The 17166-nt window shown below is 62.1% G+C and carries 11 protein-coding genes, 1 tRNA gene, 1 other RNA gene and 1 pseudogene; 1 reads left to right on the forward strand and 13 read right to left on the reverse strand.

Translation table 11 applies throughout. The annotated features are described in order from the left end of the window. Positions 1-49 precede the first annotated feature (49 nt). Positions 50-331, forward strand: coding sequence for a cytochrome C (locus A2G06_15910; protein ANA41472.1), 282 nt, complete (start codon positions 50-52; stop codon positions 329-331). A 60-nt stretch (positions 332-391) separates the two neighbouring features. Here A2G06_15910 and A2G06_15915 read toward each other — a convergent pair whose 3' ends face one another. The 13 genes and pseudogenes from A2G06_15915 to A2G06_15975 all read right to left on the reverse strand — a co-directional run bounded on the left by A2G06_15915 (position 392) and on the right by A2G06_15975 (position 16993). Further along, positions 392-781 (reverse strand): hypothetical protein, encoded by a 390-nt coding sequence (locus A2G06_15915; GenBank protein ANA41720.1) that lies wholly within the window; start codon positions 779-781, stop codon positions 392-394. Positions 782-798: 17 nt separating this feature from the next. Continuing rightward, positions 799-2910 carry a histidine kinase gene (locus A2G06_15920; protein ID ANA41473.1) on the reverse strand — a complete coding sequence of 704 codons (2112 nt, stop codon included), beginning with the start codon at positions 2908-2910 and terminating at the stop codon, positions 799-801. 146 nt (positions 2911-3056) lie between these two features. Next, the gene (locus A2G06_15925) at positions 3057-4967 is read right to left on the reverse strand and encodes a selenocysteine-specific translation factor (protein ID ANA41474.1); all 1911 of its coding nucleotides are present in this window, start codon (positions 4965-4967) and stop codon (positions 3057-3059) included. 30 nt (positions 4968-4997) lie between these two features. Continuing rightward, complete coding sequence (locus tag A2G06_15930; GenBank protein ID ANA41475.1) at positions 4998-6776, reverse strand: antibiotic ABC transporter ATP-binding protein; 1779 nt, start codon at positions 6774-6776, stop codon at positions 4998-5000. A 149-nt stretch (positions 6777-6925) separates the two neighbouring features. Continuing rightward, positions 6926-7513: a gliding-motility protein MglA gene (locus A2G06_15935; GenBank protein ANA41476.1), complete on the reverse strand. Its 588-nt coding sequence runs from the start codon at positions 7511-7513 to the stop codon at positions 6926-6928. Positions 7514-7531: 18 nt separating this feature from the next. Then, the gene (locus A2G06_15940; GenBank protein ID ANA41477.1) at positions 7532-8023 is read right to left on the reverse strand and encodes a dynein regulation protein LC7; all 492 of its coding nucleotides are present in this window, start codon (positions 8021-8023) and stop codon (positions 7532-7534) included. Positions 8024-8288: 265 nt separating this feature from the next. Then, the gene (locus A2G06_15945; GenBank protein ID ANA41478.1) at positions 8289-11876 is read right to left on the reverse strand and encodes a pyruvate:ferredoxin (flavodoxin) oxidoreductase; all 3588 of its coding nucleotides are present in this window, start codon (positions 11874-11876) and stop codon (positions 8289-8291) included. 65 nt (positions 11877-11941) lie between these two features. Beyond that, positions 11942-12535, reverse strand: coding sequence for a recombination protein RecR (locus A2G06_15950; GenBank protein ANA41479.1), 594 nt, complete (start codon positions 12533-12535; stop codon positions 11942-11944). A gap of 187 nt (positions 12536-12722) precedes the next feature. Next, entirely contained in the window at positions 12723-13037 is a 315-nt protein-coding gene (locus A2G06_15955; GenBank protein ID ANA41480.1) for a nucleoid-associated protein, read from the reverse strand. A gap of 70 nt (positions 13038-13107) precedes the next feature. Next, a pseudogene (locus A2G06_15960) lies at positions 13108-14849 on the reverse strand (DNA polymerase III subunit gamma/tau). A gap of 79 nt (positions 14850-14928) precedes the next feature. Beyond that, positions 14929-15027: signal recognition particle sRNA small type (gene ffs, locus A2G06_15965), an RNA gene on the reverse strand. A 94-nt stretch (positions 15028-15121) separates the two neighbouring features. Beyond that, a tRNA-Ser gene (locus A2G06_15970) sits at positions 15122-15209 on the reverse strand. Positions 15210-15220: 11 nt separating this feature from the next. Beyond that, positions 15221-16993: an ABC transporter ATP-binding protein gene (locus A2G06_15975; protein ID ANA41721.1), complete on the reverse strand. Its 1773-nt coding sequence runs from the start codon at positions 16991-16993 to the stop codon at positions 15221-15223. Positions 16994-17166: the final 173 nt, after the last annotated feature.

Below are 17166 nucleotides of genomic sequence, written 5' to 3' on the forward strand. Positions count from 1 at the left end.
TTGAAGAGCGTCGCAGGATATGGTGCGGCTAAAACTTCTGAGGTGACGTATGAACATGCATCTCGTTCTGGCAATGGCGGTGGTCTGGTTCGTGGCCGGGGATGTTTCACTGGCCGGGGCCTTCGAGTGCAACGTCTGTCACAGTAAAAATCCGGCCATGGTAACAATGCACGAGGCCGTGCGGGGACGGGGCTGCTTCGGTTGCCACAAGGTCGGCGAACGCCTCATGGGAAAGGGGCAGCCGAAGGACAAGGCGTCGCTGATGGAGCGTCGCGTGAAAGATGCCGCCTGCATTGAATGCCACAAGGCAAAGCAGCAGACCGGGGAGTAGTCCGTGTGCTCTAAGCCCCTGCGGGCCGGGAGCATACGAAGGACCGGCACGCAGAGCCGGTCAGGATGACAAACCCGCTGTCGCGAGAAGCGCCATGATTTTCTCGCCGTCTATGGGCTTCGTCAGATAGGCCAGAACACCCAGCTCACGACACTGCACCACATCGGACTCCTCCTGGGACGAGCTGATGACGATGACCGGCGTATGCCGGGTGCGCTCCACGCTGCGGATGGTGCGCAGAACTTCAAGGCCGTTCATCTTCGGCAGTTTGAGGTCGAGCAGCACGAGCCAGGGATCCAGGGGGGTAATCGCCTCGAAGAGTTGATCCACCGCCTGCTCTCCGTCACGGGCCACGACAACATCCCGCAGCCCATGGCGCCGCAGCGCCCGCAGGGCGAGGAACTCGTCGTCGGGATTGTCCTCCACAAGCAGTATCGTCTTGGCGTCCACCATCCCACCCCTATCGATTAATCGGGAAAGGTGAAGAAAAAAACAGCGCCTTCCCCACGCTCCCCTTCGGCCCAGATGCGCCCGCCGTGGCGCTGGATGACCCTCTGGACGGTGGCCAGCCCGATGCCGGCTCCGTCGAACTCGGCAGGACCGTGAAGCCGCTGGAACGGTTGAAACAGGCAACCGGCATACCGCATGTCGAAACCGACGCCGTTGTCGCGCACAAAGCAGGTCTTCATGCCGTGGAGCATGGTTGAGCCGAAGGCTATCTCCGCGTCCTTGCGGCGGCTGGTGAATTTCCAGGCATTCCCCATCAGGTGCCGCACGACCGTTTCCAGGAGCTGCGGGTCCCCTCGCACGATTACGCCTGGCTCAACGGAAAAGCTCACCCTTCTCAACGGCTGCGACCGCTGCAGTTCCTCCGCGACCCGTGCTGCCACCTCACTCAAGTCCACTGCTTCGTTACCGAGCTCGCACCGGGCGAGCCGGCTGAGGTCCAGCAGGGAGTCGATGGCCCTGCGCAGGTCCATGCTGATGCGGCAAATCCGCTCCGCATAGTGGCGGGCCTGGTTGTCGAGACCGGCGGAACAGTCTTCGACCAGCCCGCGACCAAGCCCCTCAAGCCTCGCCAGATGGGAGCGCAGGTCATGGGATACGGCGTAACAGAATCCTTCGAGCTCCCTATTGGAACATTCGAGCTGCTGGGTCCGGAGCCTGATCCGCTCCTCAAGGCTGCGGTTCAGGGACAGAATTTCTTCCTGGGCCTTCTTGACCTCGGAGATATTCTCATGAACCACGGCGACCCGGCCACGGCTGCCGTTTTCCAGCCTCGTGGCACGGACCTGGAACCACCGTTGCTCGCCGGGGCCGTGGCAGGGATACTCCAGATGGAACTCATCGATACGGCCGGCCGTCACTTCGCGGATGCCCCGCGCCACAGCGGAAGCGGTGACCGCGTCTTTTCCCTTCACGTTATCGCACAATCCGAGATAGTTGTCCCCAATGAAGTGATTGGGGTGACGGCACCCGTTTTCATCGGCAAATTTCCGCCAGGCCCGATTGACGGTAACAATATCCCCATCGCCATTCAAAATGGCAACGGGAGCTGACAGGGAGTCAATAGTAGCGTGGAAAAAACGCTCGGACCGACGGCGCTCCTCGATCTCCTCCACCAAACGCTCGTTCACATCCAGCAATTCAGCGGTTCGAGACCGAACCCGTTCCTCCATCTCTTCCACAAGGCGCTGGCGCTCATCTTCGGCGTGCTTGCGGTCGGTGAAATCTGAAAGGATGATGGTCGTTCCGCAAAATTTTTCACTGATGTCGAGCATCCGCTGCACCGTAACCAGAAAATACCGGCGCCCGGCAGAACTTTCGATGCTCTCCTCGAAACGCGCCTCCCGAGCCTTTCCCTTCAGAAAGCGCTTCAGCCTGCTCCAGCGGGGGACACCCACCTCCAGCCCGGGACTTCCGCTCTCGCGGTAATAATGCGTGCCCGGCGTCATGGGGCCGGCGAGCAACTCGACCGCCTCATGTTTCATGAACACGGGCCGGCCGTCGGTATCCAGAAGCATAACGGGAGAAGGGATGCTTTCAAGCAGGGTGAGGAGCCTGTTCTTTTCGTTGGTGATGGACCGGCTCGCCTCCTCCAGTTCGGCAAGCCGCTGGGGGGCGGAAACCGATGCCCACTCGGTGGTGAAGCCAATTTCGATCCGGTCGAAAAAGCAGTCGACAAAGAGCCTACCGCGCTCAAGGGTTTTCTCATCCAGCCCACTGCAGCGCACCAGATCCTGGTAGCTGCGGCGGTAGTATTTCATGAGGCCGAGGAACATGCCGAGCGTCACGCCGCGCATGCGGTGACGTCGGGCCTCGTCAATGCCGAACCGTGTGACCGGGTCTGCCGCAAAATCGTAATCCGGCGACAGTCCGGGAGTCGGCTCCTTTGCCCGGAGAGCATGGATGAGCGAAGCGGAAAGCCCGGCGACGGAAATCCGCCACGCCTCTTCGAGCGTAGACGTATAGCGCGTGTAACCGCCGTCCTTGGCATAACCGAGCACCCGAGCCGCAAGCCATCCTTCGTGCTCGGAGACAATCCGTTCGAGGGGATGAAGCGCCAGTGCATTGCCCATGTCTGCACCCAGCCATACAAATGACGATACCCATGCAACGGGCCAGTTGAATTCCCTGAGCTCCGCCAAAAGCTACTACGCGATAGTAGAGACATAATACCCTATGCCCCCACCTATGCAATTAAGGGATTTCCCTATGCAGCGCATCATCCCCGCCTGAGAATCCGTTTGTCCCCCACGCGAATGGTCATTTTTTCCTGGTCGAAAAATTCGAGCAGCGGGATCATGAACTTACGCGACAGCCCCGTGAGCTCCCTGAACTCCGGCGGCATTATTTCTCCTTTGTCACGGAGGTATGCCATGAGTTTCTCGCGGATGTCAGCCACAGGCTCCGGCGCATAGAAGATGTCGCTCTTAACCTTGACCGCCCGCCCCTCGCGGGCCAGGATGTTGAGGTGCTCCAGCAGCATTTTCTCAACGCAGTGCAGGGAGTCGCACATCTCCTTGATGGTGGGCGGCTCATACCCGCCGCGCTGGAGTGCCTTCTCGACGCGGACCTGAAAATCCGCCTGGTCCACGGTCACCGTCCCCTTGCGGCCCGGCAGCTTCACCAGATCGCGATCCACGACGATCTTGCCCTCTTTCTCCAGGGAGGCTAGAAGGGGGGTGAAGAACCGCGGATCGCTGCGCCGCGGCAGGCGGGTCTTGAGCTCTTCCTTGCCGAGGCCTTCCCTGAGCGGGTTGTCCCGGAGATAGCCCTCGACCTCTGACAGCAGAAGCCCTTTGAGAGAGGCAAAGGAGGCACGGGAGAGGAAAAGGCGCGGCTCGCGCACCATCTGGACCACCTCGCCGGTGGACAGAAGCGCTGCCATGACGGCCTCGGTACGCCGGGCGCTGAGGCCGCCGCGCACGACAATGTCCTCGAAACAGATGCCGGTGAGCAGGCTGCCCGAAACCAGAAGCCGAACCGTGTCGGGCTCGGAATGCTCGCCAAGAGCCTGCAGAAGCGCAAGGGCTTCGTCGGAACGGCGGCGGCGGCGCGGTGGCATGGGGTCGAGCACCCTTCCCCCGCCGAGGGTTGCCTGGGGAGAGTAGGAGCGGAGCACGAAGGGGTCTCCCGGCAGCAGGAGGACGGGATGACGGAGACGCAACTGGATGTACGCCGAATCACCTGGGATGAGCGCGTCGCGATCCAACAGGATCACCTGGGCAGGCACCTCATAGGTGGCGGAGTGCAGCCGGAGCGTCGAGCGGTGCCGCAACTCCCGGGGCGCCGACGGCAGATAGTCGAGCCGGGCATCCACGGCCCGGGTGGTCCGATAGACGCCGCGGGGGACCACGATATCTCCCCGCTCCACCTCCGTATGCTCCACCCCCTGGAGATTGACGGCCACCCGCTGTCCGGCGCTGGCGGCATCCCCCCGGCGGCCATGGGTCTGGACCCCCCGAACCCGGGCGGGCAGCCCCGACGGCAGGAGTTCCACCTCGTCCCCCACGCTGATGGTGCCCGACAACAGGGTGCCGGTCACCACCGTGCCAAATCCCGTAACCGTGAAGACCCGGTCAACCGGAAGGCGGAAGGGACCCTCTGTCTTTTTTTCGTCCACCTGGACTGCCAGCCGCGCCAGCTCCGCCTTGACGGCCTCGATGCCGGCACCGGTCCGGGAAGAGGCCGGCACGATGGGTGCTTCTTCGAGAAAGCTCCCGACCAGATAGTCCCTCACCTCCTCCACCACCAGATCCAGCCAGTCGGGCTCGACCATATCGCTCTTGGTAAGGACAACGAGCCCCCTTTTGACCCCCAGGAGCTGACAGATTTCCAGGTGCTCCCGGGTCTGGGGCATGACTCCTTCGTCTGCGGCGATGACGAGCATCACCATGTCCATGCCGCCGACCCCTGCCACCATGGTCCTGACGAAGCGCTCGTGCCCCGGCACATCCACGATGCCGAACTGAAGCCCCCCCGGCAGCTCCAGATGGGCGAATCCCAGTTCGATGGTGATGCCGCGCGACTTTTCCTCAGGGAGCCGATCGGTGTTGATACCAGTCAGGGCCCGTACCAGCGATGTCTTGCCATGGTCGATATGCCCGGCAGTGCCGAGAATCAAATGCTTCATAACAATACCTCCGGAAGATGCAACATCAGGTCAATCCCTGAACTGAAGCTGATAGAGCCGTGCATAGATGCCCCCTTGCGCCAGGAGCTCGCCGTGGGTCCCCTCTTCTACTTTTTCTCCCCGGTGGATGACCACTATCCGGTCCGCCCCCTGGACCGTCGAGAGCCGGTGCGCCACCACAATGGAGGTGCGGCCAGCCATGAGGGCGGCGAGCCCCTCCTGGATGAGCCGCTCCGACTCGGTGTCGATGCTGGCGGTGGCTTCGTCCAGCACGAGGATCTCAGGGTCAAAGGCAACGGCACGGGCAAAGGAGATGAGTTGGCGTTCCCCGGCCGACAGGTTGCTCCCTCGCTCGCGCACCTGCTCGTCGTAACCGCCGGGGAGGAGACGGATGAAGCGGTCTGCCCCCACCAGCCGGGCTGCGTCCTCCATCCGGGCGCGGGCACGCTCGTCCCCCAGGTGGATATTGAAGCCCACCGTGCCGGTGAAGAGATAAGGGTCCTGGAGAACCACTCCGATCCGCCGCCGGAGCTCCGTGAGGGGAATTGTGCGCACATCATCGCCGTTGAAGAGGATATCGCCCCTGCTCACGTCGTAAAAGCGCGAAAGGAGCCGGGTCACCGTCGTCTTGCCGCCGCCGGTCTCCCCCACGAGCGCCAGGGTCTCGCCCCGGCGGATCGTCAGGTCGATCCCCCGCAGGACGTAGTCGTTCCCCTGGTAGGCAAACCAGACGTTGCGAAACCGGATGGTTTCGATGGGAGGCGCGCCGGCGCTGACGGCAGGGCCGGTGGTTCCGGCATCATGATCGGGCGCCGTGTCGAGCAGGCCGAAGATCCGCTCAAGGGCTGCCATGGCGCCTTGCATGATCGAGTATTTTGCCGACAGGTCCCGGATCGGGCCGAAAAATTTCTCGATGTACTGGATGAAGGCAACCAGCGCCCCGAAGGTGAGGGCACCCGCGAGAACCTCTCCCCCGCCGTACCAGATGATGAGGCCGACAGCCACCGAGGAGAGGGTCTCCACAAGGGCGTAGAGAGAGGCGTCCCAGGTGATGACCGGGAGATTGGCATCGCGGTAGGAGCCGTTGAGGCGCGAAAACTCGGCGTATTCCCCGGCCTGGCGGTTGAAGAGCTGAATCACCGGCATGCCGCCGATGGTTTCGGCCAGAAAGCTGTTCAGGTTTGCCAGGCGGGCGCGCACCTCCCGAAACGCCTTGCGCATTCTGATCCTGAATGCGAATGCGACCCAGACGAGTAGCGGCAGCACCGAGAAGGTGATCAACGAAAGGGAAGGGTTCAACCAGAGCATCACGCCAACGATGCCGGCCAGAAAGAGGATGTCGCCAACAATCGTGATGATGCCGGCGGCAAACATTTCGCCGAGCACCTCCACGTCGCTGGTAAGCCGTGTCACGAGGCCGCCGGTGGCGGTGCGGTCGAAGAAGGAGACGGGAAGACGCTGCACGTGGGCGAACAGCTCCAGCCGCAGGTCGAGCATTACCCGCTGTCCCAGGTACTGGAGAAGCCACACCTCGAGAAAGGTTATCAGCGATTCGGCCACGATGAGCAGGAGAAACCCTGCGGCAACCAGCGGCAATCCCTCCAGCCGCCCCGTGACGATGTGATTGTCGATGGCGGCCTTGAGGACCAGCGGCTGCGCCAGCCGGGCCGCCGCCGAGAGCGGCAGGAGCACGAGCGCAGCCAGGGCCAGCCAGCGATAGGGATGCACATAGCGGATGAACCGCAGCATGAGCCCCCGGTCGTATGCCTTGCCGACTATTTCATCTTCGTAGGCGCTGCCGTAGTGCATCGCTCTCCTGTCGGGCTGTCCGTCCGCTTTTGTAGCTGTCGCCGGAACCCATAGTAGCGCTAACGTTCGGCTCCGCACAACGAAAAAAGCCCAAGGAAACCCCTGGACTTTTCGTGGTTATTTGCCGGTTGATTGCCAGTCGCGAGGCTTCAGCGCCCCTTCTTGAGATCGATGAGGATCAGTTTGGCCACGGCCTTGAGGGTCTCGAACACCCCTTCGCCGGTGGCTGCGCATGCCTCGAAGTCGGGCACGTTCCGGTGATTGAGTTCCCGGCGCAACTCCTCAACCGGCACTATGCCGGGGAGATCCCGCTTGTTGTACTGGATCACAAAAGGGATCTTCTCCAGGTCGTACCCCTGTTCCTTCAGGTTAAACGCCAGGTTCTCCAGGGACTCGATATTGGCATCCATCCGCTCCTCTTGGGAATCGGCCACGAAAACCACCCCGTCAACCCCCTTGAGAATCAACTTGCGGGAGGCATCGTAAAAGACCTGTCCCGGCACCGTATAGAGGTGGAAACGGGTCTTGAACCCTCTGATCTCGCCCAGGGCCAGGGGAAGGAAGTCGAAGAACAGGGTCCGCTCGGTCTCGGTGGCGAGACTGATCATCTTCCCCTTGGCCTCTGGAGCGGTCTTCTGGTAGACGTACTGAAGATTGGTGGTCTTGCCGCACAGGCCGGGGCCGTAATAGACAATTTTGCAGTTTATCTCTCGCGAAGCGTAGTTGATGAAAGACATTGCGCCATACCCCCGCCGCTAGCTGAAAAGATTGTCGATGTCGTCATCGGTGATCTCGGCGAAGGGAAACTCCTGGATACCGCTCCGCTCCTTTTCCTCGGCCTTTTTCATGAGTCGGTCGAACACGGTGGTCAGTTCGTCCGACGCCTTCTTCACCCTCAGCCGGACGAGTCCCAGGGACGAGCGGTTGTCGAACAGCACCACCAGAATCACCCGGCCCCCGACGATGGAGATGTGAAGATTGTCCTTTTCCCCTTCGTGGAAGAGGATGGAGAATTCCTTTTCGCCGATCAGCTTGGCCAGGCCGCCCGTGGCCGCGATGTTGCCCGCCGTGAGCGAAGCAAGCGAGGTGGTGTCGAACCGCTCGGTCTCCCCCACTCCCGAGATGAGCTGGCCGTTTTTGTCGACCAGAAAGATGACCTTGGCGTTGGCCTCCCGGAGGAGTTTCTCAATGATCGCATTGATCAGCTTGAACTCCTCGTCGTACATGACCATCTGAGGATAGGACATGAAACACTCCTCGACCGGGTTGTGGAATGACGGCCCGTTATAACAAAAATTTGACACTCACACAAGGATTCTAACGGGCCACGTGACGCTGATCGTCCTTTCACGCGCCGCTTGCCCGGCAGCAACCGTTTACAATGCAACATCAGGGCCAAATCAGTCGAGAGCTTCCTCCCGGAAGAGGGGCCTCACCGTCCGCCCCATCCCCAAAAACAAAGGCCCCGACGAGTTCATCCGTCGGGGCCTTCTGGCTGTTATGGGTCAACTGCTACTTCTCGCAGGTATCCTCGAAGTTGAGGGCCGCCAGCTTCTGGTAGTAGCTGAAGTGGGCCTTGGACCATGCCGCCGCTTTTCTCATGAGTTCCTCGTACCCTTTCGGGTTGTTCTTCTTGAGGACACGGTAGCGGTTCTCGCTGTTGACGTACTCTTCAAAGGCGATGGTCGGGGCCTTGCTGTCGAGCTGAAGCGGGTTCTTGCACTCGGCGGCCAGTTGCGGGTTGTAGCGGTAGAGGGGCCAGTAACCGGACTGAACCGCCCGCTTCTGGGCATCCACGCCGCTGGTCATGTCGATGCCGTGGGCGATGCAGTGGGCATAGGCGATGATGAGCGACGGACCGTCATAGGCCTCGGCCTCCAGAAACGCCTTGATGCACTGGGCCGGGTTGGCGAGGGAGACGGTGGCCACGTAGACCGACCCGTAGGCCATGGCCATCATGCCCAGGTCCTTCTTGGAGACCGGCTTGCCGCCGGCGGCGAACTGGGCCACGGCGCCCAGCGGGGTCGACTTGGAAGCCTGGCCGCCGGTGTTGGAGTAGACCTCGGTGTCGAGCACCAGCAGGTTGATGTTCTTGCCGCTGGCGATGACGTGGTCGAGGCCGCCGTAGCCGATATCGTACGCCCAGCCGTCGCCGCCGATGCACCAGACGGACTTCTTGACCAGGTAGTCGGCCACGGTGAGCAGGCGCTTGGCATCCGGCTCGGGACAAGAAGCAAGGGTCTTCTTCAGCTCCGCCACCCGGGCCCGCTGGGCCTCGATGCCGGCCTGGCTCGACTGGTCGGCGCCCTTGATCTCGTTCATGAGGGGCACCGCGCTCGTGCAGGAAGAGCAGGAGCAGGAAGACGAAAGCTTGTCGACCAGCTCAAGGGCCATGGCGTTGAATTTATCCACGGCCAGACGCATGCCGTAGCCGAACTCGGCGTTGTCCTCGAACAGGGAGTTCGACCATGCCGGCCCAAGCCCGTCGGACCGCTGGGCATAGGGGGTGGTGGGCAGGTTTCCGCCGTAGATGGAGGAGCAGCCGGTGGCGTTGGCAATGACGGTCCGGTCGCCGAAGAGCTGGGTCAGGAGCTTCAGGTACGGGGTCTCGCCGCAACCGAGGCAGGCGCCGGAGAATTCGAACAGCGGCCGCACCAACTGGGAGCCGCGGACCGTGTCCAGCTTGGCCACGGTGGGGTCCACGTCCGGGATGGTGAGGAAGAAGTCCCAGTTCTCGACTTCTTGAGCGCGCAGGGGCGGCTGGTATGCCATGTTGATGGCCTTGTGGTTCGGGTCTTCCTTGCTCTTGGCCGGGCAGTTGTGGACGCAGGCGCCGCAGCCGGTGCAGTCTTCAGGGGCCACCTGGATGGTGAACTTCTGCCCCTTGAACTCGGGAATCTTGCAGTCGATGGACTTGAAGGCTGCCGGCGCGCCGGCAAGGGCCGAGGCGTCATAGGCCTTCATCCTGATGGAGGCGTGGGGGCAGACGAAGGAGCAGATGCCGCACTGAATGCAGAGCTGCTCATCCCACACGGGGATCTCCACGGCGATGTTCCGCTTCTCGAACTGGGAGGTCGCTGTCGGGAAGGTGCCGTCAGCCGGCATCTTGGAAACCGGCAGGTCGTCGCCGAGGCCGGCGATAATCGGTGCGGTGGTCTCCTGCACGAACTGAGGGGCCTTGGCGCTGACCACGGGGGGCTTCTGGAGGGTGCTGGTGGCCGTTGCCGGCACCGTCACCTCGTAGAAGTTGTTGAGGCCGGCCTCAACCGCCTTGTAGTTCATCTCCACAACCTTCTCACCCGCCTTGCCGTAGGTCTTCTTGATGGCGTCCTTGATCTCGTCGATGGCCTGATCCAGCGGGATGATGTTGGATATCTTGAAGAAGGCGGTCTGCATGATCACGTTGATCCGGGGACCGAGTCCGATCTCGTTGCCGAGGCGCACGCCGTCGATCACGAAGAACTTGAGCTTCTTGTCGATGATCTGCTGCTGCATGTCGGCGGGGAGCCTGTCCCACACCTCGTTGTGGTCGTAAGGGGCGTTCAGGAGGAACGTGGCACCCTGCTTCGCCTTGGCCAGCATGTCGTACTTCTCCACGAAGGCGAAGTTGTGGCAGGCCACGAAGTCGGCCTCCTGCACCAGATACGGCGCCCGGATGTACTTCTTGCCGAAGCGCAGGTGCGAGGTGGTCATGGAGCCGGCCTTCTTGGAGTCGTAGACGAAGTAGGCCTGGGCGTTGTTGTCGGTCATCTCGCCAATGATCTTGATGGAGTTTTTGTTGGCGCCCACGGTACCGTCGGAGCCGAGGCCGAAGAACATGGCCTGGTAGGCCCCTTCCATCGGGTTGAAGAAGGACGGGTCGAGGGGGAGGCTGCTGTTGGTCACGTCCTCGGTGATGCCGACCACGAACTTGTTCTTCGGCTTGGCAGTGGCCAGGTTATCGAACACCGCCTTGGCCTGGGCCGGGGTGAATTCCTTGGAGCCGAGGCCGTAGCGGCCGCCCACGATGACCGGGTAGCCGTCGAACTGGCACTTCCCGTCGGCCATGGCCTCGCCGATGGCAGTGCGGACATCCAGGTAGAGGGGCTCGCCCAGGGCGCCGGGCTCCTTGGTCCGGTCGAGGACCGCGATCTTCTTCACGGTCTTGGGCAGGGCGGCAATGAACGCGTCGATGGGGAACGGCCGGTAGAGGTGGACCTTCACCACGCCGATCTTCTCACCCTTGGAGTTCAGGTGCTCCACGGTCTCCTGCACCGTGTCGGCGCCGGAGCCCATGATGACGATGACCCGGTCGGCGTCGGGGGCGCCCACGTAGTCCACCAGCTTGTACTGGCGGCCCGTGATCTTGGCGAACTTGTCCATCTCCTCTGCTACGATCTCGATACATTTCGGGTAGAAGGGGTTAACGGTCTCGCGCCCCTGGAAGTAGACATCGGGGTTCTGGGCGGTGCCGCGCATGACGGGATGGTCCGGAGAGAGGCCCCGGGCCTTGTGGGCGGCGATCAACTCGTCGTCCAGCATGGCGCGCATGTCGTCGAAGGTCAGCTCCTCCACCTTGAGAACCTCGTGGGAGGTGCGAAACCCGTCGAAGAAGTGAAGGAACGGCACCCGGGAGCGAAGCGTCGCGGACTGGGCGATCAGGGCGAAGTCCATGACCTCCTGGGAGTTGTTGGAGCAGAGCATGGCCCAGCCGGTGGAGCGGCAGGACATGACGTCCGAATGGTCGCCGAAGATGGAGAGGGCCTGGGCCGCAATGGCGCGTGCCGAGACGTGGAATACCGTGGAGGTGAGCTCGCCGGCGATCTTGAACATGTTCGGGATCATCAGGAGCAGGCCCTGGCTGGCGGTGAAGGTGGTGGTCAGGGCGCCCGCCTGGAGGGCGCCGTGCACGGCGCCGGCAGCGCCGCCTTCCGACTGCATCTCGACAACCGACGGTACGGTTCCCCAGATGTTCCTCTCGCCCATGGCGCTCTTGATGTCGGAAATCTCACCCATGACCGACGACGGGGTAATGGGGTAGATGGCAATGACCTCGTTGGTGGCGTGCGCCACGTGGGCAGCCGCGGTATTGCCGTCGATGGTTACCATTTTGCGACTCATGCTCTCCTCCTCTGCGATAGGTACGTACAGCCCGAAATCTGCGCGTTGAATTAGTACAACGTCGGTTACAGCTCGCTCCGCCCTTCCAGCGCCCGCTGCACCGTGGCCGCATCCACGAACTCCAGGTCGCTGCCGAGCGGTATCCCGTGGGCGAGCCGTGTCACCCGGACCCCCAGGGGCTTGATCATCCTGGCCAGATAGAGGGCCGTTGCTTCGCCCTCCACCGAGAAGTTGGTGGCGATCACCACCTCCCGGACCCCTCCCCCCTCCAGCCGCTTCATGAGCTCCGCCACGCGGAGCCGGTCGGGGGTAACACCGTTGAGCGGGGACAGCGCTCCCTGGAGCACATGATAGCGTCCCCGGAACGCCCGGGTCCGCTCAACGGCCAGAAGGTCCTGGGGTTCCTCGACGACGCAGATGGCACCATCGTCGCGGGCCTCGGAGCAGAACCGGCAAGGATCGTCCTCGGTAATGCCGAAGCAGACGGAACAGAACCGCACCCGGGACATGACGTCCCGAAGACTGTCAGCCAGGGCAGCGGCATTGTCGGGGGATTTCAAAAGATGAAAGGCGAGGCGCAGGGCGGTTTTCTCGCCAACTCCCGGCAGCTTCTGCAGTTCCGCGAGCAACCGTGACAATGAGTCTGAAAAATGTACCATACTTTATCCGCCATTTAAAACATTTTTTTATTACATTAATAATAAAAATTTAGCCGAAATAAAATCTCGGCTAAATTATTGATTGCAGACTCTTATATCCAGAGAGAAATTTCTCCGTCGAACACCTGCCCGGCATCCGATCTTTCCCGGAAACGAACAGCAAATCAAGTTTGCGATACACCGTGCCTTAGAACAGGCCGGGAATACTGAGTCCACCCGTGACCTTGCTCATTTCCTCGGCAAACTGGGACTGAACCTTCTTGAGCGCCTCATTTACGGCTGCCATGACCAGATCCTGAAGCATTTCCACATCTTCCGGATCGACTGCCTCGGGCTTGATCACCAGGGAAATAATCTGGTTCTTGCCACTCACCACCGCGGTGACCGCACCGCCACCCGCGGTGGCCTCCGCGGTCCGATTCGCGGCTTCTTCTTGAAGTTTCGCCATTTTTTGCTGCATCATCTGCGCCTGTTTCATGATTCCGGCCAAACCCTTGGACATCTTCCCCTCCATTGTTACTGTGATGTAAATTTACTCTCACTCAATTACTTTTGTTGAAACTAAAACATGGTTATAGCTTGCCCCGTGTCCCCAGCGGGGTAACCTCTGCGAGTGTTCCGTCAAAGACCTCAAGGGCCGAGGATACCGCCGGGTGGGATTCCGCCGACCGCTTCAGGCCGGTGCGGCGCTGCTCGTCTTCAGCTCTTTTTTTTTCAAGCAGGTTGGGAGGCGCATGGCCTTCACCGGTCAACACCTTGAGGGCAACCGTCATGGGCGTCGAAAAGAAGCGCTCCGCCAAGGCCTTGAGAGATGCTTGCGCATCGCCGTCCCGGAGACTCGACAGGGCAAAGGAGTTTTCCGGAAAACCGATCTCAAGGCGGTCGGCGGCAATGTGCAGCGGACTGCCGTACTCCAGCGATGTGCCGATCCGGGGCTTGGCACCCTTGACGAATGCGACGAAATCGGCCCACTCATCCCCGGTTCGTTGAGGCTCCGGAGTGGGTGCGCCATTGCGGGGCGGAGCCGGCTTCGCCTCAGCCCCGGCAGGAGCGGAGCGGGGTCGTTGTTCGACCGGGGCAGAGGGTGCCGGACGCGTCGGCACAGGGGCCACCCCGGCTTCCGGCGGGGGTGAGGGGCGCCATGACGCCCGGGCGTCGGCCGCAACACCGCTGCCCCGTTCCTCGATTCTGCCGAGCCTGTCCAGCAGTTCACCCACCGGCACCAAGGGCGCCAGCGTCGCCATTCGAACCAGCGCCATCTCCAGGACCAGCCGGGGGTAGCCCGAGTGAGCGATCTCGCCGTCGGCCCGCAGGAGGATTGTCACGTGCCGCTGCAGATCCTCCAGCGGGGCCGAAGAGGCCTGCTCGCGAACCGACTGGAGCTCCGCCTCGGAGAGGTCGAGCAGGTCTCCCGCATCGCCCACGGCCCTCAAAATGGTCAGATTGCGGAAATGGTCGATAAGTTCGCCGCAGAACTGACGCATGTTGTAACCGAATTCGTCCACCCGGGCAACCACCCCGAGCGCACTGCGCGTATCACGGCCAAGGACTGCGGCCGACGCCTCCAGCAGCAGGCGCCGGTCCACGACGCCCAGAAGGCTCACCACGTCATCATCGTTCACCGTCTCGCCACAGAAGGCCAGCACCTGGTCCAGGACCGACAGGGAGTCGCGCATGCTGCCGTCTCCCTTGCGCGCCACCACGGCAAGGGACTCATCGCTGATGGTGATCCCCTCGCGGTCGACGATGTAGCGCAGTCGGGCCACCACCTTTGCAAGAGGAATCCGCCGGAAATCGAAGCGTTGGCAGCGTGAAAGAATGGTGATGGGAAGCTTGTGGGGCTCGGTGGTGGCGAAGATGAACTTCACGTGGGGCGGTGGCTCCTCCAGGGTCTTCAACAGGGCGTTGAAGGCGTTGGTGGAGAGCATGTGCACTTCGTCAATGATGAAGATCTTGTAGCGCAACCGCGACGGAAGGTACTTGACGTTCTCCCGCAGTTCGCGAATGTCGTCGACACCAGTGTTGGAGGCGCCGTCAATCTCAAGAACGTCGATCGAGGTTCCGGCCGTGATCTCGGTGCAGGCGGGACAGACGTTGCACGGCTCGGGACTCATGCCCTGTTCGCAGTTGAGGGCCTTAGCAGGATCCGGGCCGACGAGGTCTTGCCGACGCCGCGGGCCCCGGTGAAGAGGAACGCGTGGGCGATCCTGCCGGAATCAATGGCATTCTGGAGGGTTCGGCTGACGTGCTCCTGTCCCGTGAGGTCGCTGAAGGTCTGGGGACGCCACTTTCGTGCGAGAACGAGATAGGACACGGGTCAACACCTCACTACGGGTTCGGTTCGTGCGCTTGCGAAGGGGAAGGGGCACATCGGGGATTTTGCGGGCACAACTGATAGCTGGGCTCCCCCGCGGCACACGGAATCAGCTACTACCGTTGCTTCCTTCCGGATCTGGCGGGGTTCATAACCTACCGTTGCGCGGGACCCAGCTATCAGCTCTGCCCGCAAAGGGGGTCCGGCCACCGGATCGGAGCGCCCGGACAGCGCGGATATGAAGGCTAGCCCAGGGGGCATGGATTTGTTCATGGCGGAGAGAGAGGGATTCGAACCCTCGGTACCTTGCAGTACACACGATTTCCAATCGTGCTCCTTCGGCCACTCGGACATCTCTCCGGAACGATCGACTATAATACAGCATTTTCCGTTTGTAAAGCCCCTTTTTCCCCGTCCTTTTCCGCGCCATCTTCCCGGAACCCGGCTATCTCGTCGCGCAGCCGCTGCTCGTGCCACAGGGCCGCGTAGGCTCCGCCCCGGGCAACGAGCTCGTCATGGCTTCCCTGCTCGGCAATAACGCCGTCTTTGAGCAGCACAATGACATCACAGGCACGAACGGCGGAGAGGCGATGGGAGATGATGACCACGGTCCGATCACCGTAATACCCGGCCAATGACCGGAGGATTTCCTCCTCGGTCCGGGCATCCACCGCAGAAAGCGGATCGTCGAGCACCAGGACGGAAGGGTTGCGCAACAGCGCACGGGCGATGGCCACCCGTTGCCGCTGCCCCCCCGACAGGGTAACCCCCCGTTCGCCGACGACAGTGGCAAGCCCTTGGGGGAAACGGGCCAGATCGCCATCCAGACTCGCCAGTCGCGCCGCCTCCATCACCTCGTCCTCCGTGGCCCCGTCCCTGCCGCAGGCAATGTTTTCCCCGACCGTCCGGGAAAAAAGGAAACTCTCCTGGGGCACAAGGCCGACACCGCGCCGGAGCACCTCAAGGGGAATCCGGTTGATGTCGGTCCCATCAATGAAAACCTGCCCGTCACCAACGGGATAGAGTCGCGCAAGCAGGCGGACGAGGGTCGTCTTGCCCGACCCGACGCCCCCCACGATACCAACCCGCGCCCCTGCCGGCACCCAGAGCGACACTCCCCGCAACACCTCTCCGCCGTTGTAGCCGAAACGGAGGCCCCGCAGCTCGATCTCCCCCCGGATCGCAGCGACCGGCGCCGGCGCCTCCGGGTCCACCACCAACGGCCGGGCGTCGAAGATCTCGCTCAGGCGGGCCATGGAGGCGCCTCCCCGCTGGATCAGGTTGAGGATCCAGCCAAAGATGACCGTGGGCCAGACGAGCATGGCCAGATAGCCGCTGAAGGCGACGAAGTCGCCCAAGGTGAGAATCCCCTCGATGACGCGGCTTCCGCCCACAAAAAGCACCACCAGGGTTCCCAGGGCCGATGTGGCCGCCATGAGGGGGAGCATGAGACCCCGCAGGCGCGCCATGGCCATGTTGCTGGCAAAGTAGTCGAGGCTCGCCCGGCGAAAGGCATCCACCGCCGCCGCCTCGCGACGGTAGGCCCTCACCACGACGGCTGCGGAGACATTTTCCTCGGCCTGACTGGAAAGCTTCGCCAACTCCTCCTGCGCCCGCCGCGAGCAGTGATACATCCTCCGCGTGAGCCCCTTGACCACCAGGATCATGAACGGAAACGGCGCAACGGCCAGAACGGTGAGCGTCACGTCGATGTTCGCCATGAGCACCAGGGCAGCCCCATAGATGACAGCCGTATTGATGACGTTCAGCACTCCGAAGCCCAGGAGCATCCGGATATTGGTCAGATCGTTGGCAAAGCGCGACATGAGGTCGCCGGTCCGCTCCCCGGAAAAGTAGGGCATGTCGAGGGAAAGAAGCTTGGCGAAGAGATCCTCGCGGATGGCGAACTCAATCCTGCGCGCTGCGTGCAAAAGCTTGGTGCGCGAGAAAATGCGAATCCCCCCCTGCACAAGTGCTGCGCCGATGATGACCCCGCCATACCAAGCCGGAGAGCGGGTCGCCTGACCGGGCGACCGCAGCCCCTCCACGGCAAGCTTCAGGAGCCACGGAATCAGGAGCGCGCACCCGTTCGTGCCGACCAGGCAAAGGGCGCCAAGAAGATACGTGCGCCAGCAGGGACGCATGTAATCGTATAATCGGGAAAGCTCGCTGATGAGAAACCTCGGAACCAACAGGATTACCACCCCTTGTAATCCATTTCGCCCACCTTGTCAAAAGAGGCTTCCACAAGCTGTTTCTTTTTTGTTACCATGCATCCAGTGATTCCAGGCACCGGCGAGCGCCTATCTTGGTCTGA

Origin of the sequence: Geobacter anodireducens, assembly GCA_001628815.1 — a bacterium.
Classification (GTDB): Bacteria; Desulfobacterota; Desulfuromonadia; order Geobacterales; family Geobacteraceae; genus Geobacter; species Geobacter anodireducens.